Source organism: Dactylosporangium sp. CA-152071 (assembly GCF_050936335.1).
In the GTDB taxonomy this organism is placed as follows: Bacteria; Actinomycetota; Actinomycetes; order Mycobacteriales; family Micromonosporaceae; genus Dactylosporangium; species Dactylosporangium maewongense.
Genome location: NZ_JBNJMZ010000003.1, coordinates 41920 through 66059 on the forward strand (window position 1 = coordinate 41920; position 24140 = coordinate 66059).

24 protein-coding genes and 1 pseudogene are annotated in these 24140 nt (G+C 70.1%); 15 read left to right on the forward strand and 10 right to left on the reverse strand.

Annotation, left to right across the window (positions count from 1 at the left end; all coding sequences use genetic code 11):
• Window positions 1–15 precede the first annotated feature (15 nt).
• Window positions 16–393, forward strand: a complete 378-nt coding sequence (locus tag ACQEVZ_RS60205) for a Rid family detoxifying hydrolase (protein ID WP_433386332.1) — start codon at window positions 16–18, stop codon at window positions 391–393.
• A gap of 17 nt (window positions 394–410) precedes the next feature.
• On the opposite strand, the gene ACQEVZ_RS60210 is transcribed toward ACQEVZ_RS60205, so the two are convergent.
• The gene (locus ACQEVZ_RS60210; protein WP_433386334.1) at window positions 411–1223 is read right to left on the reverse strand and encodes an IclR family transcriptional regulator; all 813 of its coding nucleotides are present in this window, start codon (window positions 1221–1223) and stop codon (window positions 411–413) included.
• A gap of 210 nt (window positions 1224–1433) precedes the next feature.
• On the opposite strand from ACQEVZ_RS60210, the gene ACQEVZ_RS60215 reads away from it, so the two are divergent.
• From ACQEVZ_RS60215 to ACQEVZ_RS60235, 5 genes are all read left to right on the forward strand, one after another.
• Window positions 1434–2696, forward strand: a complete 1263-nt coding sequence (locus ACQEVZ_RS60215; RefSeq protein ID WP_433386336.1) for an ABC transporter substrate-binding protein — start codon at window positions 1434–1436, stop codon at window positions 2694–2696.
• Between the two features lie 69 nt (window positions 2697–2765).
• Entirely contained in the window at window positions 2766–3647 is an 882-nt protein-coding gene (locus tag ACQEVZ_RS60220; protein WP_360563126.1) for a carbohydrate ABC transporter permease, read from the forward strand.
• Window positions 3644–4477 carry a carbohydrate ABC transporter permease gene (locus tag ACQEVZ_RS60225; RefSeq protein ID WP_433386338.1) on the forward strand — a complete coding sequence of 278 codons (834 nt, stop codon included), beginning with the start codon at window positions 3644–3646 and terminating at the stop codon, window positions 4475–4477. Before ACQEVZ_RS60220 ends, ACQEVZ_RS60225 begins: the two co-directional genes overlap by 4 nt.
• A gap of 2 nt (window positions 4478–4479) precedes the next feature.
• Window positions 4480–5646 carry an ABC transporter ATP-binding protein gene (locus tag ACQEVZ_RS60230; RefSeq protein WP_433386340.1) on the forward strand — a complete coding sequence of 389 codons (1167 nt, stop codon included), beginning with the start codon at window positions 4480–4482 and terminating at the stop codon, window positions 5644–5646.
• A gap of 184 nt (window positions 5647–5830) precedes the next feature.
• The gene (locus ACQEVZ_RS60235) at window positions 5831–6553 is read left to right on the forward strand and encodes an SDR family NAD(P)-dependent oxidoreductase (RefSeq protein ID WP_433386342.1); all 723 of its coding nucleotides are present in this window, start codon (window positions 5831–5833) and stop codon (window positions 6551–6553) included.
• 307 nt (window positions 6554–6860) lie between these two features.
• Here the strand turns inward: ACQEVZ_RS60235 and ACQEVZ_RS60240 are convergent.
• Window positions 6861–7067, reverse strand: a pseudogene (locus tag ACQEVZ_RS60240) (DDE-type integrase/transposase/recombinase); the annotation flags it as partial.
• Between the two features lie 199 nt (window positions 7068–7266).
• Between ACQEVZ_RS60240 and ACQEVZ_RS60245 the strand changes: the two are divergent.
• Entirely contained in the window at window positions 7267–8580 is a 1314-nt protein-coding gene (locus ACQEVZ_RS60245; protein ID WP_433386344.1) for a pyridoxal phosphate-dependent aminotransferase, read from the forward strand.
• Between the two features lie 4 nt (window positions 8581–8584).
• Here ACQEVZ_RS60245 and ACQEVZ_RS60250 read toward each other — a convergent pair whose 3' ends face one another.
• Entirely contained in the window at window positions 8585–9616 is a 1032-nt protein-coding gene (locus ACQEVZ_RS60250) for a methyltransferase (RefSeq protein WP_433386346.1), read from the reverse strand.
• A complete protein-coding gene (locus ACQEVZ_RS60255; RefSeq protein WP_433386348.1) occupies window positions 9609–10394 on the reverse strand; it encodes a tryptophan 2,3-dioxygenase family protein in 786 nt (261 codons plus the stop codon). The genes ACQEVZ_RS60250 and ACQEVZ_RS60255 overlap by 8 nt, the downstream gene beginning before the upstream one ends.
• Before the next feature lie 85 nt (window positions 10395–10479).
• Here ACQEVZ_RS60255 and ACQEVZ_RS60260 point away from each other — a divergent pair, with 85 nt between their 5' ends.
• The 3 genes from ACQEVZ_RS60260 to ACQEVZ_RS60270 all read left to right on the forward strand — a co-directional run bounded on the left by ACQEVZ_RS60260 (window position 10480) and on the right by ACQEVZ_RS60270 (window position 11829).
• Complete coding sequence (locus ACQEVZ_RS60260) at window positions 10480–10647, forward strand: hypothetical protein (protein WP_433386350.1); 168 nt, start codon at window positions 10480–10482, stop codon at window positions 10645–10647.
• 23 nt (window positions 10648–10670) lie between these two features.
• Window positions 10671–10856: a hypothetical protein gene (locus tag ACQEVZ_RS60265; protein ID WP_433386352.1), complete on the forward strand. Its 186-nt coding sequence runs from the start codon at window positions 10671–10673 to the stop codon at window positions 10854–10856.
• Between the two features lie 481 nt (window positions 10857–11337).
• Window positions 11338–11829, forward strand: a complete 492-nt coding sequence (locus tag ACQEVZ_RS60270) for a hypothetical protein (protein ID WP_433386354.1) — start codon at window positions 11338–11340, stop codon at window positions 11827–11829.
• Window positions 11830–12160: 331 nt separating this feature from the next.
• Here the strand turns inward: ACQEVZ_RS60270 and ACQEVZ_RS60275 are convergent, their stop codons facing one another.
• On the reverse strand, window positions 12161–12643 hold the full coding sequence (locus tag ACQEVZ_RS60275) for a hypothetical protein (protein ID WP_433386356.1): 483 nt from the start codon (window positions 12641–12643) through the stop codon (window positions 12161–12163).
• A gap of 3 nt (window positions 12644–12646) precedes the next feature.
• Window positions 12647–13834 carry a molybdopterin-dependent oxidoreductase gene (locus tag ACQEVZ_RS60280; RefSeq protein ID WP_433386358.1) on the reverse strand — a complete coding sequence of 396 codons (1188 nt, stop codon included), beginning with the start codon at window positions 13832–13834 and terminating at the stop codon, window positions 12647–12649.
• Between the two features lie 384 nt (window positions 13835–14218).
• Between ACQEVZ_RS60280 and ACQEVZ_RS60285 the strand changes: the two genes are divergently transcribed.
• Window positions 14219–15373 carry a glycosyltransferase 87 family protein gene (locus ACQEVZ_RS60285; RefSeq protein WP_433386360.1) on the forward strand — a complete coding sequence of 385 codons (1155 nt, stop codon included), beginning with the start codon at window positions 14219–14221 and terminating at the stop codon, window positions 15371–15373.
• A 118-nt stretch (window positions 15374–15491) separates the two neighbouring features.
• On the opposite strand, the gene ACQEVZ_RS60290 is transcribed toward ACQEVZ_RS60285, so the two are convergent.
• A complete protein-coding gene (locus tag ACQEVZ_RS60290; protein ID WP_433386362.1) occupies window positions 15492–16517 on the reverse strand; it encodes an NAD-dependent epimerase/dehydratase family protein in 1026 nt (341 codons plus the stop codon).
• A 113-nt stretch (window positions 16518–16630) separates the two neighbouring features.
• On the opposite strand from ACQEVZ_RS60290, the gene ACQEVZ_RS60295 reads away from it, so the two are divergent.
• The 3 genes from ACQEVZ_RS60295 to ACQEVZ_RS60305 are packed head-to-tail and all read left to right on the forward strand — an operon-like array spanning window position 16631 to window position 18700.
• Entirely contained in the window at window positions 16631–17302 is a 672-nt protein-coding gene (locus ACQEVZ_RS60295; protein WP_433386364.1) for a glycosyltransferase family 2 protein, read from the forward strand.
• A complete protein-coding gene (locus ACQEVZ_RS60300) occupies window positions 17299–17934 on the forward strand; it encodes a TIGR04282 family arsenosugar biosynthesis glycosyltransferase (RefSeq protein WP_433386366.1) in 636 nt (211 codons plus the stop codon). Before ACQEVZ_RS60295 ends, ACQEVZ_RS60300 begins: the two co-directional genes overlap by 4 nt.
• Window positions 17935–17992: 58 nt before the next feature.
• A complete protein-coding gene (locus ACQEVZ_RS60305; RefSeq protein ID WP_433386368.1) occupies window positions 17993–18700 on the forward strand; it encodes an alpha/beta hydrolase in 708 nt (235 codons plus the stop codon).
• A 270-nt stretch (window positions 18701–18970) separates the two neighbouring features.
• Here ACQEVZ_RS60305 and ACQEVZ_RS60310 read toward each other — a convergent pair whose 3' ends face one another.
• The 3 genes from ACQEVZ_RS60310 to ACQEVZ_RS60320 form a co-directional block, all read right to left on the reverse strand.
• Window positions 18971–19882: a slipin family protein gene (locus ACQEVZ_RS60310; RefSeq protein ID WP_433386370.1), complete on the reverse strand. Its 912-nt coding sequence runs from the start codon at window positions 19880–19882 to the stop codon at window positions 18971–18973.
• Window positions 19883–20830: 948 nt separating this feature from the next.
• Window positions 20831–22000, reverse strand: coding sequence for a hypothetical protein (locus ACQEVZ_RS60315; protein WP_433386372.1), 1170 nt, complete (start codon window positions 21998–22000; stop codon window positions 20831–20833).
• 297 nt (window positions 22001–22297) lie between these two features.
• On the reverse strand, window positions 22298–23542 hold the full coding sequence (locus tag ACQEVZ_RS60320; protein WP_433386374.1) for a DUF6880 family protein: 1245 nt from the start codon (window positions 23540–23542) through the stop codon (window positions 22298–22300).
• 271 nt (window positions 23543–23813) lie between these two features.
• On the opposite strand from ACQEVZ_RS60320, the gene ACQEVZ_RS60325 reads away from it, so the two are divergent.
• Window positions 23814–24119 (forward strand): hypothetical protein, encoded by a 306-nt coding sequence (locus ACQEVZ_RS60325; RefSeq protein ID WP_433386376.1) that lies wholly within the window; start codon window positions 23814–23816, stop codon window positions 24117–24119.
• The last annotated feature ends 21 nt before the right edge of the window (window positions 24120–24140 follow it).

A 24140-nucleotide genomic window follows, 5' to 3' on the forward strand; every position in this document is an offset into this window, starting at 1 on the left:
GAAGTTGGAGACACGGTGCAGCAGATCCGGACCGACCGGGCACCGGCCCCGGCCGGGGCGTACTCGCAGGGGCTGCTCGTCAACGGGCTGCTCTTCACTGCCGGGATGGGACCGGTCGACCCGGCCACTGGGGAGCTCGTCGGCCGTGACGTCGGCGAGCAGACCGTCCAGGTCCTGCGCAATCTCGACGAGGTGCTACGGGCCGGCGGAAGCTCACTCAGCCGGGTCGTGAAGGTCACCGTGCACCTGGCGGACCTGGCCGACTTCGCCGCCTTCGACCGGGCGTATGGCCGGCTGATGTCCGAGCCGCACCCGGTGCGCACGACGGTGGGGTCGACGTTGGCCGCAGGCATGCTCGTCGAGATCGACTGCGTGGCGGCAGCGGGCGGCTGACGCCACGCCCGCGGCGCTCAGGACAGCGGGGCCATCAGCGGGGCGAGCCGGCCTGCGCAGGCTCGCAGCGCCGGCAGATATCGCTGGGCGCGGTCGCCGGCGGCGCCCGCGCGGGCCGAGGGGGTGGAACAGCTCACGGCGGCGACGACCGCCCCCGACTCGCTGCGCACCGGCACGGCGACGCAGTAGAGCCCGACGGTGTATTCGCCGTCGTCCTCGGCGAAACCGTTGGTCCGCACGGCCGCGAGCCGGCGCAGCAGCTCGGCCTTGTCGCCGACGGTGCTCTTGGTGAACCGCTGCAACGTGACCCCGATCAGCCGGCGGCGCAGCTCGCCCGCGGGCAGGCCGGCCAGCAGCACCTTGCCCAGCGCCGTGGTGTGCGCGGGCAGCCGCAGGCCGACGCCGGAGACCAGGCGCAGCGGATGGTCGGACTCCTCCTTGGCCAGATAGACGTTGTCGAGGCCGTCCAGGACGGCCAGCTGCACCGTCTCGTTGAGTTCGTCGCGCAGCGCGCGCATCTCGGGTCCAATGAGGACGGTGATGTTCTGGTTGTGTGAGTACGCCTGCCCGACCTCCCAGGCGTGCAGCCCGACCCGGTAGACCCGGGAGTTCGGGTCCACGAACAGGTAGCCGTGGTCCGACAGCACCCGCAGCAGCCCGTGCAGGCTGCTGCGGGGGAGCTTCAGGGCGGTGCGGATGCCGCTGGCGTCGATCCCGTCAGTGTGCCGCGCGACCAGGTCCAGGATCTGCAGCACCCGCTCGGCCGACTTGATCGAGCCGGCCGGCGTCGCGGCGTCCGCGGCGTCCTGAGATCGGGGTGTCGGCGCCATGGTTTCCGTCCATCTTTGTCCGTGAGTTGAGTCCCGAGCAGGGTGCCACACGCGTCCGATCGTAGGCAATGCACCGGCGCTGAGCTGTGATAATGGGCAGTAGATTCAGATATCTGAACGAGTATTCCCATATCCGATCACCGCGTCTACAGTCGTGGACCAAGTCCCGCGTCCCTCCGACACACCGACTGCCACACGAGGTGGACTGGAATGTTGAGATACCGATCCGCACTTCTGGCGGCCGCTGTCGTGGCTTCACTGAGCCTGACGGCCGCATGCGGCGACACCGACGAACCCACCAAGTCCGCCCAGGACGGCGGCGCCCTCGAGATCACCCACTGGGACCTACTCGCACCGAGCTACGGCGCCAAGATGTGGGAGACCTTCCAGGGCTACCAGCAGCAGAACCCCAAGGCGACGCTGACCAAGCAGGAGCTCACCCGGGCCGACTACGAGACCACCATCAAGACGCAGATCGCCGCGGGCGGCGGCCCCGACGTGTTCGCCGTCGCCGACACGTTCCTGCCCGAGCTCGCCGAGGCAGGCGTCCTCGAACCGCTCGACGGCGTCTTCGGCGCCGACGCGAAGCTCAACGTCACCAACGAGGGCGGCAAGTGGCGGGGTAAGCAGCTCGCCGTCACCGCCCAGATCGCGCCCTACGCGTTGCTGTGGAACAAGGACATCCTGGCCCAGGCCGGCGTCCAGCCACCGACCACGCCCGAGGAACTCGTCACGGCGGCGAAAACCATCAAGGAGAAGACGGGCATCACCGGCTTCGCGGTGCGCCACCGCATCGCCGAGGAGAACCCGTGGTGGATCGACTTCAACAACTGGCCGCAGGGCTTCGGCGGCGGCTGGTCCGACGGCAAGACCCTCACCATCGACCGCCCGGAGAACATCGCCGCGCTCAAGGCCTACAAGGCCGTCTACGACTCCGGCGCCTTCGCCGTGGGTGACGACGCGTCGACCTTCCGCACGAAGTTCAAGGAGGGCAAGCTGGCCATGCTCATCGACGCGACCGGCGCGCCGACCGCGATGATCAGCGAGAAGGTGCCGGGCACCTCCATCATGTCCTCGAAGCTGCCGTTCCCGGGCAAGAACACCAGCCAGGTCGGCATCTACTTCGTCGTCAACAAGCACTCCAAGAACAAGGAGCTGGCCAAGGACTTCCTGCGCTGGCTGGTCCAGCCGCAGCCGCAGCAGAAGCTCTCCGAGGTCATCGGCAACGCCTCGACCGTGGCCGTCGACACGACCGTCCCCGAAACGTACGTGAAGGCCAACCCGTGGGTCACCGCCTACCGGGCGAACGCGCCGTTCTCGCACGACGCCGTGGTGGACGGGTTCGAGGCCAAGACCCCGCAGATCCGCCACATCGTCCTGCAGTGGATCGAGAAGGTGCTGCTGCAGAACGTCCCGCCCGAGGAGGCCCTCGCCAAGGCGGCCCAGGAGGCCAAGGCGGCGGTCGGGGGCTGACCCCGCCGCCGGCGCGGTATGTGCCGGGCCAAGCGGCACCTACCGCGCACGATCCCCCGAAGGAGGGCCATGAGCACCCGATCGCGGCTCGCGCCGTACCTGTTCGTCGGCGGTGCGGCAGTCTATCTGCTGGTGTTCACCGCCACCCCGCTGCTGCGCGGGGTGCTGCTCAGCTTCACCGACACCAAGCTGCTCAACCCCGACGGCGGCGAGTACGTCGGCCTGGACAACTACCGCGACCTCCTCGTCGACGACCGGTTCGCGTCGTCGGTGCTCACCACGATCCTCTACACCGCCTGCACGGTCGCCGGGTCGCTGCTGCTCGGCACGGTCGCCGCGTTCGCGATCAACGACGGATTCCGCGGCCGGGCCGTCGTGCGGGCCATCCTCACGATGCCGTGGGCGGTGCCGTCGATCGCCGTCGTGCTCGTCTTCACCTGGATCTTCAACGTCGGAGACGGGGTCGCCAACCGCGGCCTCGCCGTCCTCGGCATCGGTGAGCAGGGCTGGCTCATCGACCCCGACCTCGGCCTGCTGTCCGTGACCGCGGTCAGCGTCTGGAAGGTGTTCCCGTTCATCATGCTCGTCGTCCTCGCGGCCCTGCAGTCGGTGCCCGCCGAGGTGCGTGAATCGGCCCGGGTCGACGGCGCCGACCGGTTCACCGCGGTCAAGGAGATCGTCCTGCCGCACATCGCGCCGACCCTGCGCATCCTCGCGCTGCTCATGACGATCTGGTCGCTGCGCCGGTTCGAGATCATCTACCTGCTCACCGGCGGCGGACCGGTCGACGCCACCAACACGCTCGTCATCAACGTCTACCGGGAGGCGTTCGCCAACTCCGACCTCGGCCGGGCGTCCGCGCTGGGGATGCTCGGTCTGTGCCTGTCCCTCGTCGTCACCGTCGTCTACTTCGTCGTCGAGCGGCGCTCGGCGCGGCGGGAGGCGCAGTGAAGCGGCTGACCGGAGCGGGTCCCGGGCGATGGCTCGCAGTCGTCGTGCTGATCGTCGTCGCCGGCTTCCCGGTGTACTGGATGCTCAACACCGCCGTCGCCACCCGCGAGGAACTGTTCAACGGGCAGAGCCTGTGGCCGCGGGTCGACCGGATCGCCGCCATCTTCGACGTCTTCGACAGCGGGGTACCGCTGCTGCGCTGGCTCACGAACAGCGCGATCGTGGCGTCCGGCACGACGTTCTTCAGCCTGGCGCTCGCCGTGCTGGCCGGTTACGGGCTGTCGCGGTACCGCCGCTTCCACGGCCGAGGTCTCATCGGCTTCGCGCTGTTCGCCACTCAGATGCTGCCCGAGGCGCTGTTGATCGTGCCGCTCTACACGCTGTTCGTGTCGCTGGGCCTGATCAACGGGCTGTTCGGCCTGGTGCTGGCCAACACGGCCTTCGCCATGCCGGTCGCCGCGTGGATCATCAAGTCGGCCGTGGACGGCGTCCCCTACGAGATCGAGGAGGCGGCCCGGGTCGACGGCGCGCCCCGGTTCGTCATCTTCTCCCAGGTCACGCTGCCGCTGGTGGCACCGTCGGTGGCCGCGGCCGCCGTCATCACGTTCTTCGACGGCTGGAACGAGTACCTGTTCGCCTCGACGTTCATCCGCGACTCGGCGAAATGGCCGGCCAGCAAGGGCCTGTCGTCGTTCATCGGCGAGTTCATCACCCCGTTGTCGACGGTGTTCTCCGCCGCGCTGGTGTTCACCGTTCCCGCCATCGTCTTCTTCTTACTGGTCCAGCGCCGGATCGTGAGTGGTCTCACCTCCGGTTCGGTGAAGGGGTAGGCATGCCAGCCATCGCGTTCCGGGCCATCCGGAAGTCCTACGGCGACACGCCGGTCATCCACGAGTTCTCCACGGAGATCCCGGACCGGGAGTTCCTGGTGCTGCTCGGCCCGTCCGGGTGTGGAAAGTCCACCATGCTGCGCATGATCGCCGGGCTCATCGACATCACCGGCGGTGATCTGCTCTTCGACGGCCAACGGGTCAACGACCTGGAACCCAAGCAGCGCGACGTCGCGTTCGTCTTCCAGTCCTACGCGCTCTACCCACACAAGACGGTGCGGGCCAACATCGCCTTCCCGCTGTTGATGAGCCGCTTCCGCTGGTGGCAGCACATCCCGGTCGTCGGCATGGTGGCGCGCTGGCGGGCGATGCGCGACCCCGCAATCACCACGAGAATCGAGCACATCGCCGCGACCATGGAGCTCACGCCCTACCTCGACCGCCGGCCGCGCACGTTGTCCGGCGGGCAGCGGCAGCGGGTCGCACTGGCCCGGGCTCTGGTTCGCGAGCCCTCGATCTACTTGCTGGACGAGCCGCTGTCCAACCTGGACGCCAAGCTGCGGGCGCAGATGCGCACCGAGATCACGGCGCTGCACCGGCGAGTGGGAGCGAGCTTCATCTATGTGACGCACGACCAGGTCGAGGCGATGACCATGGGCACCCGCATCATCCTGCTCAACGACGGCGTCGTGCAGCAGAGCGGGACCCCGCAGGAGATCTACGACGAGCCGGCGAACACCTTCGTGGCCCGGTTCATCGGTTCGCCGGCGATGAACCTCTTGCCGGTCACGGTCCAGGACGGACAGGCCACGATCGACGGCGGAACGACCCTGCCCGCCGGCGGGGTACCCGACGGGACGGCACTGCTGGGCGTGCGGGCGGAGAAGGTGCGGGTCGCCGCGACGGGCCCCGGCCTGCCGGCCCGGGTGGCGGTGGTGGAACGGCTGGGCGCCGAAACCGTGGTCGGTTTCCGGCTCGGGCTGGCCGCCAACAGCGAGGAGTTCGGCGCGGCCGCTGTGCGCGACCTGCACTACGCGAAGGTACCGGGTGACGCCGGCCTGGTCGTCGACGACGAATGCCGGGTGCTGCTCGACCTGAGCGGCGCCTGCTGGTTCGACAGTCACAGCGGTGCGCGCATCGGCGCGCGGAAGGATGTGCGTGTCGCATGAAGGCACTGCTCTACACCGGGCCGCTCGAACTCGTCGTCACCGATCTCGACGTTCCGGCTCCGGCCGGCGACGAGGTGCTCCTGTCCACGCCTCGACCCTGACAGGTGACACGAACCTGCCCCGCTGCGCGGGGTGTCCCAGTTCCTCTCCGCGGCGAAAGCCGGGAGTCTCCTCGGGAGGCTCGATGAGCCGTACTGTGGTGGTGGCAGGCGGCGGCACCGGCATCGGCCGGGCGGTCGCCGCGACGTTCGTCGGGAGCGGCGACCGGGTGGTGCTGGTGGGCCGGCGCGAGCCGACGCTCCGCGCCGCGGCGGAGACGCTTGGCCCCACGGCGACCTGGGTCGCCGCCGACCTGAGCACGGCGGACGGTGCCGCGCAGGTGGCCCGCGCGGTGGACCGGGTGCACGTGATTGTGGCAGGCGCCGGGGGCACCGGCGCGGCGGTGCCGTCCGAACTGGACGCGATCGCCCGAGAGTGGCGTGCCGACTTCGACCAGAACGTGCTGACCGCCGTGCTGCTGGTGGCCGCGCTGCGGCCAAAGCTGGCCGAGCAGGGCCGGGTGATCGGCATCGGCTCGATCGGCGCCCAACTCGGCAGCGGCTACAGCGGCTCGTACGGTGCGGCAAAGGCGGCTTTGCACGCGTGGATCTTCTGGCTCGCCGCGGAACTGGGGCCCGCCGGGGCCACCGCCAACCTGGTGTTGCCCGGGTACGTGTCGGACACCGAGTTCTTCGGCGACCGGATGAACCCGCAGTTCCACCAGGCCAGGGTCGACCGCACCCTGGTCGGACGCGCCGGTACACCCGAGGACGTGGCGTCCGTCGTGGGCTTCCTGGCCTCGCCCGAGGCATCGTTCATCACCGGGCAACTGGTGGGAGTCAACGGAGGAACGGTGTTGGGACGTTGACCCACAAGACGCTCGTCCATGGGACGGGCGAGGTCTCCCCGTGCGCTACCGGCGCTGGCCTTCTACGACCCGCCGGCAAGCTGCATCCGCACGCCGCGGCGCCCGTACCGTTGGTGAAGGTCAGGCCGAGGGAGTTGTTGCGTTCGCCTGTGGGGCTCATAAAGCCGAGCTGGCTATGCGGCCTGGGTGTATTCGTTGATCAGGCCGCCCAGGATCGGGCATCGTTGAACGCGGGCGGCGGTGACGAAGAAGGGCGCCGTTGCATTGTGGGAACGTGGGACGCGTTGAACCCTGATCGGGTCGGCGGTCAGATCGCCCGGGCGGGTTCGGTGAACGCGGCAGCGACCCGCGTTGTCGGCGGGGCGTCGACGGCGAGTTCGTAGTGGCCGCGGCGAAGGTTCTGCATGAAGGCGTGCCCGGCGATGATGGTCTGTGCGGCCTGGTCCGTTCGGAGCCCGCGCATCGGTCGCAGCCGGTGCTTCAGTCGGCTGTGATCGGCCTCGATCGGATTGTTGGCTGGTCGAGGCGGACCCATCGCAACTGCGTGCGATGCTCGCCACCCACGTACGCGAACGCCCCTGAACCGCGCTGTGACACGACAATCAGTCCAACACGTAGTGCTGACGCATGCCGCTCGTCACGGGCGCCGGCGCCGATCGGGGTAGCCCAGCCATCCATCGGCATTATTCGATGTATCCGCTATCATGGTGCGGGTGTTGCGGTTGCCGCCCCTCGCCGGTCTGATGGCCGATCCCGACGTCGACACCACCGATGACGCGCGGATGCTCGACCGCTACCTGTGGGCCGGGCACGCCCTGCCACCGCTGCCGATGTCGATCGGCGACCCGTACCTGCTCGGTGGGGTGTTGCCGGCCGGGCTGGCGGCGTACGAACAGCAGGCGCCGCAGCACCTCGCCGGGTACAGCCGGACGCCGGCCGGTCTGCCCGAGGCGCGCTGGTCGATCGCGGCGGACACGGTGCGGTCCGAGCGGCTGGGCCGGCACGCCGGCGCCGGTGCGGACTTCGACCTGCATCTCACGTCGGGCACCGGTACCCGCGGTATCATGGGCGACTTCGCCAGGCACCTGCTCGACGCCGACGGCGACGGCCGGACCCCGGTGGTGTTGTGCGCGTACCCGACGTGGGACTACGCCGGCGTGTTCGGGCCGCTCGGCTACGAGATGGCGTACTGGCCGCTGCGCGCCGAACACTCCTGGATCCCCGACCCGGACGACATCGAGCATGCGCTGGCCGGGATCGACGCCGACTCCCATCGGCGGCTCGCGCTGGTCGTGGTGAACACGCAGCACAACCCGACCGGCGCGACCTGGCCGCAGAGCGTGCTGGCGACGCTGTTCGAGGCCGCCACCGTCCGTGGCGCGGGAATCCTGCTCGACGACGCCTACCGCCGGGTGGTGACCGACGACGCCGACGAGGTCTCCGCGCCGGAGGCCCTGTTCGGGTATTTCGCGCGCGCCGATGCGCCGGAGCGGGCGCGGCGCCGGTGGTGCCGCGTGGAGTCGTTCGGCAAGGTGTTCGCCTGCAACGACTGGGGCATCGGCAGCGTCATGGCCCACCCCGAGACGTTGCGTGCCATCGCGCGGCACACCTTCCAGTGGGCTTTCCCCCGTGGGGCGCGCCGGCAGTGGGCGATGGCGCGTTGGCTGGCCGACCCCGAGTGCGCCCGCTACCTCGCCGGGCTGCGCGCCGCCCTCGGCCACCACCGGTCCCTGTGGGCCAGGTCGCTGGTCGGGCTGGGCTGGCCGCGGGAGCTCACCGCCACCGGGACCGCGACGCCGTACTTCCTGGTCGCGGTGCCGCCCGCGTTCCGCAGCCGGCCGGACGGCGTCGACGCCTGGCGCCTCGAACTGCTGGACCGCGCCGGGCTGCTGTTCTCGCACGCGTCGATCACGATCGACGGCACCGACGCCGGCGTGCCGTTCCTGCGGGCGTACCTCGGCGGAGGCGAGGACGTCGTCGTGGAGGCGATCCGGCGGCTCGAGGACGCCGGGATCCGCTACCACTGAACGTCTATGTGGGAACGCACTCGACGACGTCGACCTGCGGCAGCCGGGTCGCGGGCTCGCGGATCGCCAGGCCCGAGCCGTGGACGAGTGCCGCCAGCTCGCTCATGGTCCGGTTGCCGCCGCCGGTGAACGAGAACACCAGCAGGTCGTCGAGGACCGCCGACTGTGCGCGGGCCGTCGCCGTGGGCCGGTCGGGGACGATCTGCTCGAGGATCAACAGGCGGCTCCCTTCCCCCATCGCCATCCGGCACGACCGCAGCAGCGCGGTCGCCTCCGCGTCGCCCCAGTCCTGCAGGACATACTTCAGCAGGTACACGTCGTGCCCGGCTGGGACGCCCGCGAAGAAGTCGCCGGTGACGACCGTGCACCGGTCCGCCACGCCCTCCGCGTCGAGGAGCCGCTCCGCCGCCGGCCGCACCTCGGCCCGCTCGAAGACGGTGCCGCGCAGGTGCGGCCAGGCGTGCAGCAGCCGGGTCAGCATCCGGCCGTCGCCGCCGCCGATGTCGACGACGGTGGACACGCCCGAGAAGTGGTACGCGCGGGCGAGCTCGTCGCCGATGCCGACGGAGTTGGCGGACAGGTCCCGCACGAACAGCTCTCCGAGCGGCGGACGGTCGCCGAAGAATTCGTACATCGTGCGCTTGTGCGCCGCCTCGAACGCGCAATCGCCGTCGAGCAGCGCGGTGCCGAGTCCTTCGAAGACCCGGAACAGGTCGGGGTGGCCGAGCTGCAGCGACCGGTGGTGGAGCGAGCCGGGCGTGTCCCGGCGCAGCAGCGGCGTCAACGGCGTCTGCCGCAGCTCGCCGGCATCGTCGATGGCGAGCAGACCGAACGCCGCCCAGGCCCGCACGATGCGCAGCAGGTTGGGCAGGGCGACGCCGGTGTCCCGCGCGAGATCCTCGGCGCTGCGGGGGCGGTCGCTCAGGTGGTCGGGCAGCCCGAGGCCGACGCCTGCCGAGACGACCTGCGTCGTGATGGCGCCGGACAGCAGGGACAGGACGGCGGTCGTATCGGCGAAGTCAGTGCGGCTAGGCAACGGGCACCCCGTGGGTCTCGGCGTGGCTGCTGTGGGTCTCGGCATGGCCGGCGAGGGTCTGGGCGTGGCCGGCGTGCGCCTCGGCGCGGGCCGCCCACAGCTGCGGGAACGGCGTGCGCAGCCGGCTCGTCAGGTATTCCAGGCCGGTCGTGCCGCCGGTGCCCGGGCCGTCGCCGATCATCCGGGTGACGACGTGGAGGTGGGTCGTCTGCCAGCTCCAGACTCCCTGCGCCAGCTCGGCGAGGGCCTGGGACATCCGGAACATCGGGTCGCCGCGCAGCCCTCCGGCTACCAGCTCGGCCAGGTCGCGACCGGAGCGGTCGAGCAGCCGCAGGTAGCCCTCGAAGAGCGGGCCGGGCCCGCCGCCGTTCATGCCGAGGATCGTCCGCAGCCGGTGGAAGTGCGCGGACTGGGCGCCGCTCGCCGTGCCGAGCCGCTGCCGGAACGCGGCGAAGCACTCGACCGGCAGTCGCCCGAGCAGCTCGGCCTGCTGACGCAGCGTCACCATGCAGTCGGTCGCCCGACCCACGGTCTCCAGCCAGTCCTCGACATCGCCGTCCGGCGTGGCCAGGCACTCGACCGCGGCGTCGAGCTCCAGGATCGCCTGTCGCAACAGTAACTCGCTGCATTGATGGATGGTGATGAAAAAGTGCTCCGCGCGAAACGTCCTGAGGTCGTCCGGCGGGGTCAGAGGATGCTGCAGGGACATGAGCTCCGGAATTCGGAGATAACCGGCGTAGTTTTGGTGCTCCGTGGCCGAATGCAGGTGCGAATACACGATTCAGCAGGCCCTTCCCGTCTCCGCAGACCGCCAACGATATCCGAGCCGCAACACCGGGACAAGACGCCTGCGGGCTTTTCAATTGTCGTTCATCAATGAAATTTCGACTAATGTCGGCGCGCCTGCGGATGTCGTCGAGGACCCTCTTGAGCCGCTCCTCGAAGTCACCTCGGTATTGCGTACCAGCCACCAGGGCGCCGAGGTCGAGGGTGTAGAGCTGCTTGCCCAGCGGTCGCGGGTGCCCGGCTGACCACGCATGGCCTGGTTGAGTTGTTGCCGGCGACGCTGGTCAAGGCCGGGCTCCTCGACGTGGTCGAGGAGCGCAAGATGCGCGGCGCCGTTGAGCGGGTATACGCGCTCCCGGCGCGCGGTGCGTCGCTGGACACCGCGGCGCCGGCCTCGGTGACGGCCGCTGCCGGCCGCTGCCGGCGACGACACGCGGATGCCAGTGCCCGTTGACGGAGATCCCCGGTAGCGGCAATTACGAACGCGCCGCTGAGGCCGGCTTCACCGCCCTACCCCTGACCACCGTGGAGCAGCTCCTACCACGGTGATACGCGACGTATTGAGGGTCGTCGCGGGAGTTGCCCGCCGCCGGGCCTGGCGTGTTCGCTGAGCTCGACATGACCGGCACCAGGTCGGTGCTGCGCCGGTTGCCGACGCGTGGCCCGCCGCGACCGGTGCGCCGGTCCTGGCCGCCTGGATCTCCGACACCGCCTGTGCGCAGATGGCGGCCGATGTCCCCGGCGGCCCTTCGTGGACCGCGCATCTGGTCGGCGGAGACCGGCAGGACTGCGGCTACGTGCGAACAGCGAATGCGACAGAGCGCCGAGCCGAGTTTCGAACCATACACGCTTGTGATCGAGACCATAAATATAGAAGATCTTACATGCGCACCCGGGCGCGAACTCTTCCCGCACCCCTGACGAAAGGAACCGCGATGAGACGAGTTCGCTTCGCCGCGATCCTGATGACGGCCATCGCCACCGCCCTGGCGTTCCCGGCCGTCGCCGACGCCGCCACGATCAACCAGCCGTTCGCCGCCGACTCCGGCGACAGCTGCCGGTACGGCTCCACCGCCGGCACGCTGGGCTGGCAGTACGGCACCACATCACCGCTTCCGGTCGCCGGCGTCGCCGTCACCGGCAAGCTGGCGGATCGGCCCACGCCGAGCGACCCGGCCGCAACCTGCCGCGACGATGGTTACTCCAGCACCGCCGTCTTCGTTGCCTACGCCGGCAGCGTCGAGGTGGCCCGGCAGTCTCGCACGGCCAACAACGCAACTGTGAGTTTCGCGTTCACGCTGGGTGGCAACGCGTCCACGATCGGCATCAGCCGGGTCGTCATCCAGGTCTGCCGCAACCCCGTTATCACCTTGCCGCCCAGCTACTGCGGTAAGCCCGTGACATATCTGGCCCCGCCCGTCGCCTGATCCAAACCAACCGGCGGGCGGGACACCGGGAACCCGCCCGCCGCTCGGCACCGAAAGATCAGCCGCGAGCCACCGGGAGGCCGCCGCGGCGAACCGCAGCAGTAAGCGCCGCCGGACACGCGTCCCCGTGCACCCGCGCACATGCCGCCCCGCGCAAGCCGTGGCTTGGTATCCGGCTCAGTCCGTGCGTGCCGCTGGTCGGAATGGCCCTCCCGCATCCGTCGTCCTTCGCGCCCCGGGGCTTGACCCCTGATCTTGGACGCGGGGTCTATGCGGCTTGGGTCAGCCCGCAGCCGAGGATCGATCGGTCGCTGCCCGCGGCAGGTACGGGTCAGCCGTCATCATGGCTCGCAGGGACGGTGGTTCGTCGGGTGCGGCGCAGGGACAGGGCGGAGGCGAGCGCTGCCCCGCCGTACAGGATGGCGGTGATCGCCAGCCAGCGGCCGAGATAGACGTCCTGGGACAGGCCGGTGGCGGCCTCGAAACCGGGCGCCAGGCGGAAGATCAGTGGGAACCACGCGATCAGGAGCAGGCCGGACAGTACCGTCGGTACGCGTAGGTAGTTGATCCACGGCACGGTGGACACGTCGGTAGCGCGGCGGTGCAGAACTGCGCGGGCTGATCGGTCGGCGATGGCGTAGAGCGGGAACAGGATGAGGTCGTGCGCGACGGCCGCGCCGACCAGCCATACGGCGACGCCGATCGGCTGTTGCGCGAACAGTCGTACGGCCGCGTAGCCGGCCACGGCGAAGGCGCAGATGAGGGCGAGCAGGTGGAGCGGGTTGGCGCCGTACCACCGGATGAGCGAGGTCATTGGTCACGTCCGGAAGGCGAGTCCGCCGACCCATTTGGTGTTGTTGACACCGGGGTTGGCGGGAACGATGACGCGTGCGGGGTAGCCGTGGTCGAGTGACAGGTCGGCGCCGTTGACCCGCAGCGAGAGGAGGGACCGCGGGTCGCGGATCTGGTTGTCCCGCAGGACGGCGGATCGGAAGGACCCGGTGCGCTGCACGGATTCCACCAGGACGCTGGCCGCGTCGGGCAGGCCGGCGAGGTCTGCGAGGTCGGCGAGCCGTACGCCGCTCCAGTGCTGGTCCTCGGTGGACCACCCTTCGACGCAGGCGATCGGCAGTGCGGCGTCGTGCTGCGGCAGCTGGAGAAGCTGCGCCCGGGTCAGGGTGAGTTCACGGTCGGCGCCGCGCACGACCAGCCGCCATGCGTCACCGACGTCGGCTGCGGCGATGCCGACGGCCGCTGCGGTCTTGTTGATCTGGAAGCCGCTGGGTCCGTTGCCCGGGTTGCGGTTGCGGGGAGCCAGGAGTGCCGTGTATCGGGCCCAGCCGCCGAGGCTCTGTCCGACGGTCACCACGAACAGCAGCAGAGATCCGGCGCCGACCAGCCCTACCGCGCCGCGCCGGGAGATCGTCGGTGCCGCCGGTGCGGGCGTCACCAGGCCGTCGGGGTCTGCCGGTTCGGGTCGGGTGTGTGCGAGGTCGGTGCGGAGTTCGTCGCGGAGTCTGCGCGAGCGCAGGGCCCGCGCCATCCTGCCGAATTTGAGGGCGACGTGGGCGACGAACGCGGCGATGAACACCCAGGCGCCGTAGAAGTGCAGACTGTAGAACGATCCGGGGAAGACGTAGAACAGCTGGATGTTGAGGATCCCGGTGACGAACTCGAAGATCGCTCCGCCCACCAGCAGCAGGAGTGACAGCCGTTCCAGGGCCTGTGCGGGGCTCCGCACCGGTGGCCAGTCGAACAGTTTCGGGATGACCGACCACAGTTTGGCCAGCAGTACCGGGATGAGGACGACGCCGAGCGTGACGTGGACCCCCTGGGTGAGCCGATACAGCCAAGCGGGGTGCGTAGGCCAGTCGAACAGGTAGAACCCCAGCAGCCCCTTGTCCGGTGTGGTGTCGTTGCCCAGATCGGGGTTGTAGGCGGCGTACGACAGCAGACCCGTCACGAACAGCACCGTGACCCCGACCAGCAGTACCAGGCCGAACATCGACGTCAGCCAGGGACCACGAATCGGGCTTCGCCAGAACCCGCGACGTAGCGGGCCTGGCGGCTCGAACGGGGCCCGGCCCGGTGAGGCCTGATCGTCTGCCATCCCGCCTCCGCGCGCACGATCGATCCGGTCCTGCCAACTGCCCACTCGGCAGCCTGGCAAACGTGAACCCGGAGCCCGCCGCCATCGGTTGAAGGATTACTCCGGGGCGGGGCGTCTAGCGTGGACCGCGTGATCAGGACGGTCGTGGCGCTTCTCGTGCTTGTCGGCTGTGTCGGCGCTGCCATGCATCCGCCCGACGGGGTCGGGAACCCGGCTCGGGCACCGATCCTACTGGGCGTCGCGTGGCTGGCTTTCGGTCTCGCCGTGTGGTGGCTACCGGTGCGGCGCCTCGTTCCGCTGATCCTTGGCGGGGCGGTCGCGCTGCAGTTGGCCGCCGGGTTCGCTCCGCCACGCAGCAGCGACGACCTGTACCGCTATGTCTGGGATGGTCGCATCCAGGTTGCCGGCATCGACCCGTACCGGTACCCACCCGCCGCACCGGAGTTGCGGGAGCACCGTGACCCGGACTTCCTGTGGGCGCCGGACGGGAGGTGGTGTGCGGCCGACGGCTGCACACTGATCAACCGGCCGGCCGTGCCCACCATCTACCCGCCGGTCGCGGAGGCGTACTTCACGGTCGTGCACGTGCTGTCGCCGCGCGACGGCCGGACCGGTCCGATGCAGTTCGGCGCCGCCCTGTTCGCGCTGGCGACCACGGCGCTGCTGTTGTGGGGCGGGCACGGACGGTCCGTGGCGCTGTGGGCCTGGTGCCCGACGGTCGCCGTGGAGGCCGCGAACAATGCCCACGTCGACGTTCTCGCTGCCTTCTTGACGGCGCTGGCGATCCTGCTCGTTGCGCGCAGGCGGGTCTGGGTCGGCGGCGCCGCTCTCGGCCTGGCGATCGCCACGAAGGTCACCCCGCTGCTCGTGGCTCCGGCCCTGGCCCGGCGCCGGCCGCTCGCGGTCGCGGTCGCCGCGGTCGGCGCGGTCCTGGCGGTGTACGCGCCGCACGTCGCCGTCGTGGGCCCGAAGGTACTGGGCTACCTGCCCGGTTACCTGCGGGAGGAGGGATACGCCGGTGGCCGCCGGTTCGCGCTGCTGACCCTGCTCGTCCCCGGACATTGGGCCGCCCCTGTCGCAGCTGTGATCCTGGCGCTCGTTGCGGTGTGGGCGGCGCGCGCGGCGGACCCGGACCGGCCGTGGTCTGCCGCTGCGGTCGTGGTCGGCGCGGCGCTGCTGGTGTCCGCACCCGGCTATCCCTGGTACTCGCTGCTGCTCGTGCTCCTGGCAGCCGCGGGCGGGCGGGCGGAGTGGCTGGGCGTCGCGGTCGCCGGCAGCCTGGTGCTCTACGCCGCCGACATCGGCCTTGACACGCTGCTGGCCCAACGGCTCGGATACGGCGCCGCCCTCGCCGTCGTTGTGGCTGTTGCCGCCTGGCGCAGGCGAACCTCCGCCGGCGCGGGCTTGACGTCTCGCCCCAGGTCGCGGCCGTAGTCGGCAACGAACGCTGAGCCGGCCACGTCCACCGTGGACCCGGCGGGACGAGGGTGCCCGACGGCGAGCGGCAGGGCGATCAGTCCCGTGATCGCCGACGCCCACTGTGGGTGCAGGTTCAGCAACGGAGGGCCGCTGCCGCGAAGTCACGTAGACCCTCTTCCAGGCCGATCTGTGCGACGAAGCCCAGTTCGGCGGCTGCCCTCGTCGGCGTGGCCACAATATGGCGGACGTCGCCGGCGCGGAACCGTCCGGTCACCACCGGTGGGGGGCCGGCCATGGCCGAGGACAGGCCCGCGGCCATCTCACCCACCGTCGTGCTGATCCCGGAGCTGACGTTGTACGCGCGGAAGCCGGGTCCCACACTCAACGCCAGCAGGTTGGCCCGGGCCACATCGGTCACGTGGACGAAGTCGCGGCGCTGGGCGCCGTCCTCGAAGACCTGGGGTGCGCGGCCGGCTTCCAGGGCGGAGCGGAAGATCGCGGCGACGCCGCTGTAGGGGGTGTCGCGGGGCATGCCGGGGCCATAGACGTTGTGGTAGCGCAGAGCGGCGACGGCACTGCCGCTTTCCCGCGCCCAGGCGGACGCCAGGTGTTCCTGCGCCAACTTCGTCGCCGCGTAGACGCTGCGCGGCTCCAGCACCGCGTCTTCATCCACTGTGGATGATTCGAGGAACCGCCCGCAGCGCGGGCACGGCGGCTCGAACCGGCCCGCGTTGAGGTCCACTGTGGACCGCGGGCCCGGGGGCACCGACCCGTCAGCCGGGCAACGGTACGCACCCTCGCCGTAGACGACCATCGAACTCGCCAGCACCAGCCGGCCGACCGCGGCGCGGGCCATCTCCGCCAGCAGGACGGCGGTGCCGAGGTCGTTGTTGCCGACATACTCCGGTAGGTCCGCCAGGTCCACGCCCATGCCGACCATCGCCGCGTGGTGCACCACGGCGTCGACCCCGACCAGCGCCTCCCGGACCGCTGCCGCGTCGCGTACGTCGCCGCGGACGTCCGGCAGATCAACGGGTTCGGCCGGGTGAGCCACGGGGTGAAGGGCGTCGAAGACGACCACGTCGTGTCCGGCCTCGCGCAGGATGGTGCTGACGTGGGTGCCGATGAAGCCGGCTCCGCCGGTGACGAGAATGCGCATGCGCCGACAGTATGCGTCGGGACCCGGTGCCGCAGCCGGACGTTCGGGGTTCGTAGTGGTTGGTTGTCGCGAGGTAGGAACGATACGACCGGGTGAGAGACACGCTTCCGATCATGAGTGACGTCGTGTTGCCGTGCCTGAACGAGGCTGCGGCGCTGCCCTGGGTGCTGTCCCGAATCCCCGGCGGTTACCGCCCGATCGTCGCGGACAACGGCTCCACCGACGGCTCGCCGGAGATCGCCGCGGCCCATGGCGCGACCGTTGTACATGCGCGCCCGACAGGGTTCGGCGCCGCCGCACACGCCGGGCTCGTCGCCGCCACCGCCGACATCGTGTGCTTCATGGACGCGGACGGCTCGTTCGACCCCGCGCAGCTCGACCGAGTCACCGCGCCGGTTCGGGCCAGCGCCGCCGATCTCGTGCTCGGACGGCGCCGTCCGACCGTCCGCGCCGCGTGGCCTGTCCATGCCCGCGCCGGCAACGCGGTGCTTGCCTGGCGACTGCGCTGGGCCAGCGGCCTGCGGCTCTTCGACCTCGGCCCGATGCGCGCCGCCCGCCGAGCGGACCTGCTCGCCCTCGACCTGCGCGACCGCCGGTTCGGATATCCGCTGGAGATGGTGCTACGCGCTGCGGAGGAGGGGTGGCGGGTGCGCGAGGTCGACGTCGACTACGCCCCGCGCGCCGCGGGCAGCAGGTCGAAGGTGACCGGCACGGTCCGCGGCACGATGCGTGCGGTGCGGGACATGAGCCGCCTGCTGGCCAACGCGGGCGGGGCACGTCGATGAGGAGCCAGCTGCTGCTGATCGCGAAGACGCCGGTTCCCGGCCAGGTCAAGACCAGGCTTTGCCCGCCGTGCACGCCGGAGCAGGCAGCCGACCTCGCCGCCGCCGCGATCGCCGACACCGTTGCCACGTTGAGCGCCGTTCCGGCCACCCGGCGCACGGTCGTCCTCAGTGGACAGATGACGGTCCCGCGCGGCTGGTCGCGGGTCGAGCAGCACGGCGACGGCCTTGGCCACCGGCTCGCCAACGCGTTCGCGGACACGGCCATGCCCGGCACGGCCAGCGTGCTGGTCGGGATGGACACCCCGCAGCTGAGGGTTGACCTGCTGTCCGCCGCCGCGTCGCTGCTCGACGATGCCGACGCGGTGCTCGGCCACGCCGAGGACGGCGGCTGGTGGGCACTCGGGCTCCGCGATCCTGCCGCGGCCCGCGTCCTGCGTAACGTGCCGATGTCGACCGCCGAGACCGGAGACCGCACCGCGCGGGCGTTGCAGGCCCTGGCACTGCGGGTCGCGCCGCTGCCGGTGCTCCGCGACGTCGACACCTGGGCCGACGCCGAGGCCGTCGCCACCAGCGCTCCGCAGGGCCGGTTCGCCGCCGTGCTGACCGCGATGCGTCCACAGGGGACACGATGATCTCGGCTGGAGCCGGTCCTGGTTGAGCTCGCTCGGCAGCTGGCGTCGTCGGTGGGACTTGCATGGAGGGCGAAGCGGCGGGCACCCGCCCGGCGCCGGACCCGAGGAGCACTCCAAGACTCGCAACGTCGTGCTCGTGCACGGTGGGTTCGTCGACGGATCGGGCTGGCTGGGCGTACACCGGCTGCTGACCGCCGACGGGTTCACCGTCAAGATCGTGCAGAACCCGACGCTGTCGCTGGAAGGCGACGCCGCCGCTACCCGCTTCGTCCTCGACGGCCTCGACGGCCCGGCCGTGCTGGTCGGACACTCGTACGGCGGTGCGGTCATCAGCGAGGCCGGCACTCACGACGCCGTCGCGGCGCTGGTCTACATCGCGGCGTTCGCCCCGGACAAGGGCGAGTCCGTCAACACGCTGATCGCCGACCCGCCGCCCGGCGCGCCGGTCCCACCGATCCTGCCGCCGCGCGACGGGTTCCTGTTCCTCGACCGGGACAAGTTCCACGCCTCGTCCGCCGCCGACCTGCCGGAGGACGAGGCCACGTTCCTGGCCGACTCGCAGGTGCCGTGGGGCGTCGACGCGCTCGCCGGGGCGGTCACCGAGCCCGCCTGGCGGCACAAGCCCGGCTGGTACCTCGTCGCCACCGCCGACCACATGATCCCGCCGCCGGCCCAGCGCGCCATGGCCACTCGCGCAGGCGCGGTCACCGCGGAGGCGATCGGCAGCCACGCATGGCCCCACCCAGCACATCAGCAACTTCAGTGAAGTGAGGAACTCACCATGGCATCGAATGTCTCACGTCGTCGGCTGTTAGAGATGGTGCGAGGCCAGGAAACGTGCACCAGGCTTCAGCCATTTGAAGTAACTCTGGCCGACTTCACCTCATACCGCACGGCTGCGGCCTGAGGCGGTGCGGCAGCGCCGCCGCCGAGCGCTACCGCGGCGAGCCCGAATGGCATTGCTGTTGTTCTGCCGATGGCCGGCACCGGGCCGACCGGCGCGCCGCTGCTGGGCCTTTTCGGGTCATCTTCGTGTTCACGATCGCCGAGTCGAACCGTTCCCTACCGCTACGTACCTGCGCTGCGCGCGGCGTCGAGACTTGGGTTGCCCATTTTCGCTGCCGCGCAGGCTGAGGTGCGGCGTGGAGCCGGACAACTCGGTGGCGTGCTCGGTCTCTGATACCGGGGCCGGCGCTCGCGCCGACTCCGGCTTGTCCAGAAAGCGCAGCAGTTCGACTGGGAACGGCAGGACCAGCGTCGAGTTCTTCTCGGCCGCCACCTCGACCACCGTCTCCAACAGCCGCAGTTGCAGCGCGGTCGGTGTCCGCGCCATCGCGGCCGCGGCGTCGGCGAGCTTGTGCGACGCCTGCAGCTCACCATCCGCGGTGATGATCCGCGCGCGCCGTTCGCGCTCCGCCTCGGCTTGCCGGGACATCGAGCGTTTCATCGACTCCGGCAGCGAGACATCCTTGATTTCCACGCGGTCGATGTGGATGCCCCATTCGATCGCCGGGCTGTCGATCATGACCTCGAGGCCCTGATTGAGTCGTTCGCGGTTGGTCAGGAGTTGGTCGAGGTCGCTCTTGCCGATGATCGAGCGCAACGACGTCTGTGCCACCTGGAGGACCGCGAACATGTAGTCCTGCACGTTGATGGCGGCGCGGATCGGGTCGAAGACACGGAAGTACACCACCGCGTCGACTTTGACGGTCACGTTGTCCCGGGTGATGCCGTCCTGTGCCGGCACCGGCATGGTGACGATCTGCAGGTTGACCTTCTGCAGCCGGTCCACCCCGGGCACGATCAGGACCAGGCCGGGCCCACGCGTCTCGTCCCGCAGACGGCCAAGCCGGAAGATCAGACCACGCTCGAACTGTCGGACGATCCGGACGCTGGTCACAAACCCGGCTATCGCCAGGAGCAGCACCGTTATAAGTAGTGGACCCATGGCATGTCGCCACCATCCGTGCGCGTCGGGTTCCCAATAGCCACTATAACGCGGTGTGCGCAGTGCGCTTCGCTGCGCCACAGCGTCGTGTAGCGCCTCGCTCCGTCCGGGTGGAAAACCCCGCATCCTAGCCGTTGTAGACCGCGACGGCGCGCGCACGGGGAACGACGCCATCGCGCGTACTGGCGCAGGGAGAGCGGTCAGGCGGGCCCCGGTGTCGGGTGCTGATTCGAGGTTGGTGTCGATGCCCTCGGACTTGAGGATCTCCCAGACGGTGGAGGGGGCGACCTTTGATGGCGAGGGTGGCGAGTTCGCCGTGCACCCGCCGGTACCCCCCAGTTCGGGTTCTCCCTGACCAGGCGTAGGAAGAGGGCGCGTATGGAGCGGACGGTGGGTGGGCGTCCGGGCCGCTTGGGTCGGCAGGTGCGCGCGTGACGCTGATGCATCAGGTCGCGGTGCCAGCGCAGGACGGTGTCCGGGCGCACCAGTAGTCGCAGCTGGCGCAAGAGGTGGCGGGGGAGGGGAGCGAGAATGGCGGCGAGGAAGGCCCGGTCCTCGGGTGTGAACTTCACTCGGTCAGTGCCGAGTTGCCGTTCCAGGACGGTGATCTGATGTCGCAGCGCCAGAATCTCGACGTCTTTGTTCCGGTCGCCCATCGGCAGTAGCCGCAGCGCGGCGAACGTGTTCGTGACAGTCAGGTAAGCCAGGCGCAGCAGCACGGGAGCTCATCCTGCCGCGTTCCGATCCGGTCTTGCCGGCCGGGCGACGTGTTGGCCTGGAGGAAGCGGACGGAGCCCACCACCTGCATGGATGGCATTCTCGGCAGGCGCAGAGCGCGGGTGGCATGAATTGGCCCCGCCGGTGGGTTTCCGGCGGGGCGTGGGTGTTCATGCTGTCGTTGCGCCGCTCATTCTGTCGTGACTTCGGTGACCGCGGCGCCGCGAATCGTTATTCGGCGATGCGGGCGAGGTAGTCCGACCTGTCATCGGCATTGACGGCCTTGTGCGGTTCGCCGTTGGCGTAGGGCCGGCAGCGGTCGGCGAGATGGGCTGGTGTGGCGTTGCGTTCGGCGAGCCACTCGGTCCAGTCGGGGATCAGCGCGATGAGGTCGGCGGCGAAGTCGTCCTGGTAGTAGCCGCGGATGTGTTCCACGGCGAGCGCGACGCGGTGTGGCGAGCAGGTGCGGTACAGCTGGCCGGACTCGCCGATGTGCCAGGAGTCGGCCAGCTCGGTGACGAGTTCTTCAAGGTTGGGCCGGGACCGGTCGGGCCGGTGTTCTTGCAGCCATGCGGCGAACGGGGCTGCGGCGGTCGTCCGGCCGAGGTCGGATGGTGCTGAGGTCCGATGCGGATGTGCCGGCTCGATCGCGTCGAGGACGGCTTCGGCCAGTCGTTTGCTGCGGTGGTACTCGGCGAACTGCTCGACGCTCTCTCCGCCGGGCCGCAGCATGCCCTGCTCGCGTGGCATGAGCTCGTCGAGCAGCCACGGGTCGTCGACGGGGGCGAAGACGGTGCCGTCCGCGGCCGGCGCGCCGACACCGGCCTGCCAGTCGGCCAGGGCTTCGGCCGGGTCGGTGTGGTATCGGCTGTGCACAGTGAAGGTGTCATGGCCGCAGCCGTCGATGTCCCACAGGTACCATCGGTCCGGACCATCGGCGGTGCGGAAGGGCGCGGCGACGCCGAACCGGCTGCCGTAAGCGTCCCGGGTCCACAACACCGGCCCGGTGATGGTGGGCCCGGTCGGCGTCTGTGGCAGGCGTTCCGCGCCGGGCAGTGCGCGCAGGTCGTCGATCGATTCGTTGGCGCGTTCGCCGAGCGGGTGATTGAGGATTCCCGTCGTGGCGATCAGCACGCGCCAAGCGTGCGTCCAGCCGTCGGCCGCCCCGGCGAGCGCGGTGCTGACGGCCTGCACGGCGGCGTCGGTCAGAGCGGCGGCGAACGTGTTCGGGCCGATATGATCGTCGATGGGTGCGTCGTCCAGCTCGGTCAGTGTCCTGCCGATCCGCGCGCACAGCTCGTCCTCAAGATCTGCCTCGGAGCTGGTCGCCGCAAGCCCGACCAACTCCGCGATCATGGGTGTGGCCGCCGCTGCGGCGAGGGACGCTCTGCGCTCGTCCATCTGCCGCCGGTACTCCCCGAACCCTGCCATCGCGTCGGCCAGTTCCCGCTGTTGGTCGGTGGGTCCGCCAGGCCAGGTGTTGATTTCCGGCCGGGGCTTTCGGCTGGACTTGCGGGTTTTCTTCCGTTTCCGCGATACCGGCATCGGGAAATGATAGGCCAGCTTCGAACTGGGGGCGGGTGGCACGCCGACATGACCACTCCGATCTGGCCCGGCTCGGTTGCACCCGTCGACCCGGTCGAGCCAGCACCTGAGTTCGCCGCTGTTCAGCGCCGCGATCATCGAACGGTCGCCTGGTCATGGGAGGCCGGCGGTGTCGAACTCGCGTTGAAGCCGTGGCCGGCGGCGATGCTCGTCGCGGAGCGCGGCGATCAGTTCGTCGACCCCGCTTGCCTGATCGGTGCCGGCGGCCAGTCTCCGCATCCGGCCCAGCCGTCGGGCGGCATGACGGTACCCGCGTGCGTCGGCATCGCGCAGGTCGACGAGCACGAGCTCGCGCAGCACCGGGAGCACGCCGAGCGGGTCGACCTTCTCGTAGGCGTCCGCGAGCTGTGCCCAGGTGTGGGTGTCGGTCAGCCCGAGGTTGTGCGCCAGGGTCCAGGCGAGGTTCACGTCGCCGAGGTGGTGCTGGGCGAACGCCACAGCGTCCCGAGGGGAATGCGCGAGTGTGTCGAGGACCTCGTCGCGGTGCACCGGCCACGCCTGCCCGGACGCCCGGCGCAACCGTTCCGCCGTCGACGATGACGGCCAGCGGCGGAACACTTCCAGCCGGGCCGCCGCTTCGTGGTCCGGCCGGTGCAAGGCGAGCAGGTCACACCAGTAGCCGGCGGCCTGCAACGCCTGATGCCCGCCGTCGAAGTCGGCGGCCTGCTTCGCCCAGTCGATCGCCAGGTCGGCCTCGCCGATCTCCGCCAGCGCTTCGGCGGTGTCCTGCAGCCAGGCGGCGACCTTCCGGTCGCGGACGTGGGTGGCGATGATGGCGTCGACGTCCCGGGCCGTGACGGCCAGCCGTCGGGCGTTCTCTTCCAGGACGAATCGGGTGTGCCGGTCGCGGGTCGCCTGCTGGTGCGCCTCGGGTTCGGTGAGCCGTCCCGCGAGGGACGACCTCTCCTGCTCGTCGGTCGGCTCCGGCCCGAGTCCGGCGGCGATCTCGGCCAGCCGGGCTTTGTACAGCGCCAGACCATCAGGCCCCAGCGCCGGCGCATAGTCGGCGATGTCGATGGAGAAGAAGTCCTGGGTGCCGTCGAACTGAAACCTGATCAGCCAGGGGACCAGCTTCGACGCGGCTGGGCTGGCGTTCCGTGCCACCTGCGCGTGGAGTTCGAGCAGGCCACGGATCGCGTCGCCGATGATGCCGCTCGAATCGTCGGCGCGCAGTATGACCCGGACGGCGGAGGCGATCGCTTTCTCCACGACCGGCAACAGCCACGCCGGATCGGCAGCGTCGGCGGCCTGCCGTAACAGGTCCACCGCCTCATGCATGTGACGGCCGTGCGCGTTGGCGGCGCTCCACCGATGCAGGTCCGTCCGGGTCCTGATCATCCCGAGCACCGCGTCGCCAAGGCTGTCATCACGCGAATCGGCAGGCACGCCGCGATTGTCGCTGGGCCCGGCGAAGAACCGCCGACGCCACGCTGTACGGGCACGGTATCGCAGCGATCAGCCGGTCCGCTTGGCATGGGCTGTCTCGTGCGCTCCATCACCACACACACGAACTTGCGCCGGCAGTTGGAGCAACGCGTCCGGCAACGCCCACCGCTCACCCTCGCCGGCAACGCGTGCGTCCTGTATGACACCGTGATGCGGTCGTCTGGTGGTGGATCGGGAGTTTCTGTGGACGGATGAGGGCCTTGCCGTTGCCCGTCGTCGCAACGTTGCCCTCGAGGAGGTTGATCAGGCGCTGCATGCTCCGCCGGGTCTGCGGTTTGAGCGCCGGATCGGTGACCTGCTGCTCGTGGTGATGGGGATGGCTGGCAGTGCCCGGGTCGTTGCCGTCATCCGCGAGCAGATGTATCGGACCACCCCTCTGCGGGTGTGCGGCGGTTCTGGGGGCATCGTCCCGATCGTTCGGGGCTGGGTCGCCTACCACCGCACGGCGGTGTCCAGCGCGGACCCGTGAACTTTTCGATGAGTGCCGGAC

Coding starts and splice junctions, on each gene's coding strand:
- ACQEVZ_RS60210 (WP_433386334.1), bottom strand. CDS start 1,223: ATGGCGCCGACACCCCGATCTCAGGACGCCGCGGACGCCGCGACGCCG.
- ACQEVZ_RS60215 (WP_433386336.1), top strand. CDS start 1,434: ATGTTGAGATACCGATCCGCACTTCTGGCGGCCGCTGTCGTGGCTTCA.
- ACQEVZ_RS60220 (WP_360563126.1), top strand. CDS start 2,766: ATGAGCACCCGATCGCGGCTCGCGCCGTACCTGTTCGTCGGCGGTGCG.
- ACQEVZ_RS60230 (WP_433386340.1), top strand. CDS start 4,480: ATGCCAGCCATCGCGTTCCGGGCCATCCGGAAGTCCTACGGCGACACG.
- ACQEVZ_RS60235 (WP_433386342.1), top strand. CDS start 5,831: ATGAGCCGTACTGTGGTGGTGGCAGGCGGCGGCACCGGCATCGGCCGG.
- ACQEVZ_RS60270 (WP_433386354.1), top strand. CDS start 11,338: ATGAGACGAGTTCGCTTCGCCGCGATCCTGATGACGGCCATCGCCACC.
- ACQEVZ_RS60275 (WP_433386356.1), bottom strand. CDS start 12,643: ATGACCTCGCTCATCCGGTGGTACGGCGCCAACCCGCTCCACCTGCTC.
- ACQEVZ_RS60280 (WP_433386358.1), bottom strand. CDS start 13,834: ATGTTCGGCCTGGTACTGCTGGTCGGGGTCACGGTGCTGTTCGTGACG.
- ACQEVZ_RS60290 (WP_433386362.1), bottom strand. CDS start 16,517: ATGCGCATTCTCGTCACCGGCGGAGCCGGCTTCATCGGCACCCACGTC.
- ACQEVZ_RS60295 (WP_433386364.1), top strand. CDS start 16,631: ATGAGTGACGTCGTGTTGCCGTGCCTGAACGAGGCTGCGGCGCTGCCC.
- ACQEVZ_RS60300 (WP_433386366.1), top strand. CDS start 17,299: ATGAGGAGCCAGCTGCTGCTGATCGCGAAGACGCCGGTTCCCGGCCAG.
- ACQEVZ_RS60310 (WP_433386370.1), bottom strand. CDS start 19,882: ATGGGTCCACTACTTATAACGGTGCTGCTCCTGGCGATAGCCGGGTTT.
- ACQEVZ_RS60315 (WP_433386372.1), bottom strand. CDS start 22,000: ATGGACGAGCGCAGAGCGTCCCTCGCCGCAGCGGCGGCCACACCCATG.
- ACQEVZ_RS60320 (WP_433386374.1), bottom strand. CDS start 23,542: ATGATCAGGACCCGGACGGACCTGCATCGGTGGAGCGCCGCCAACGCG.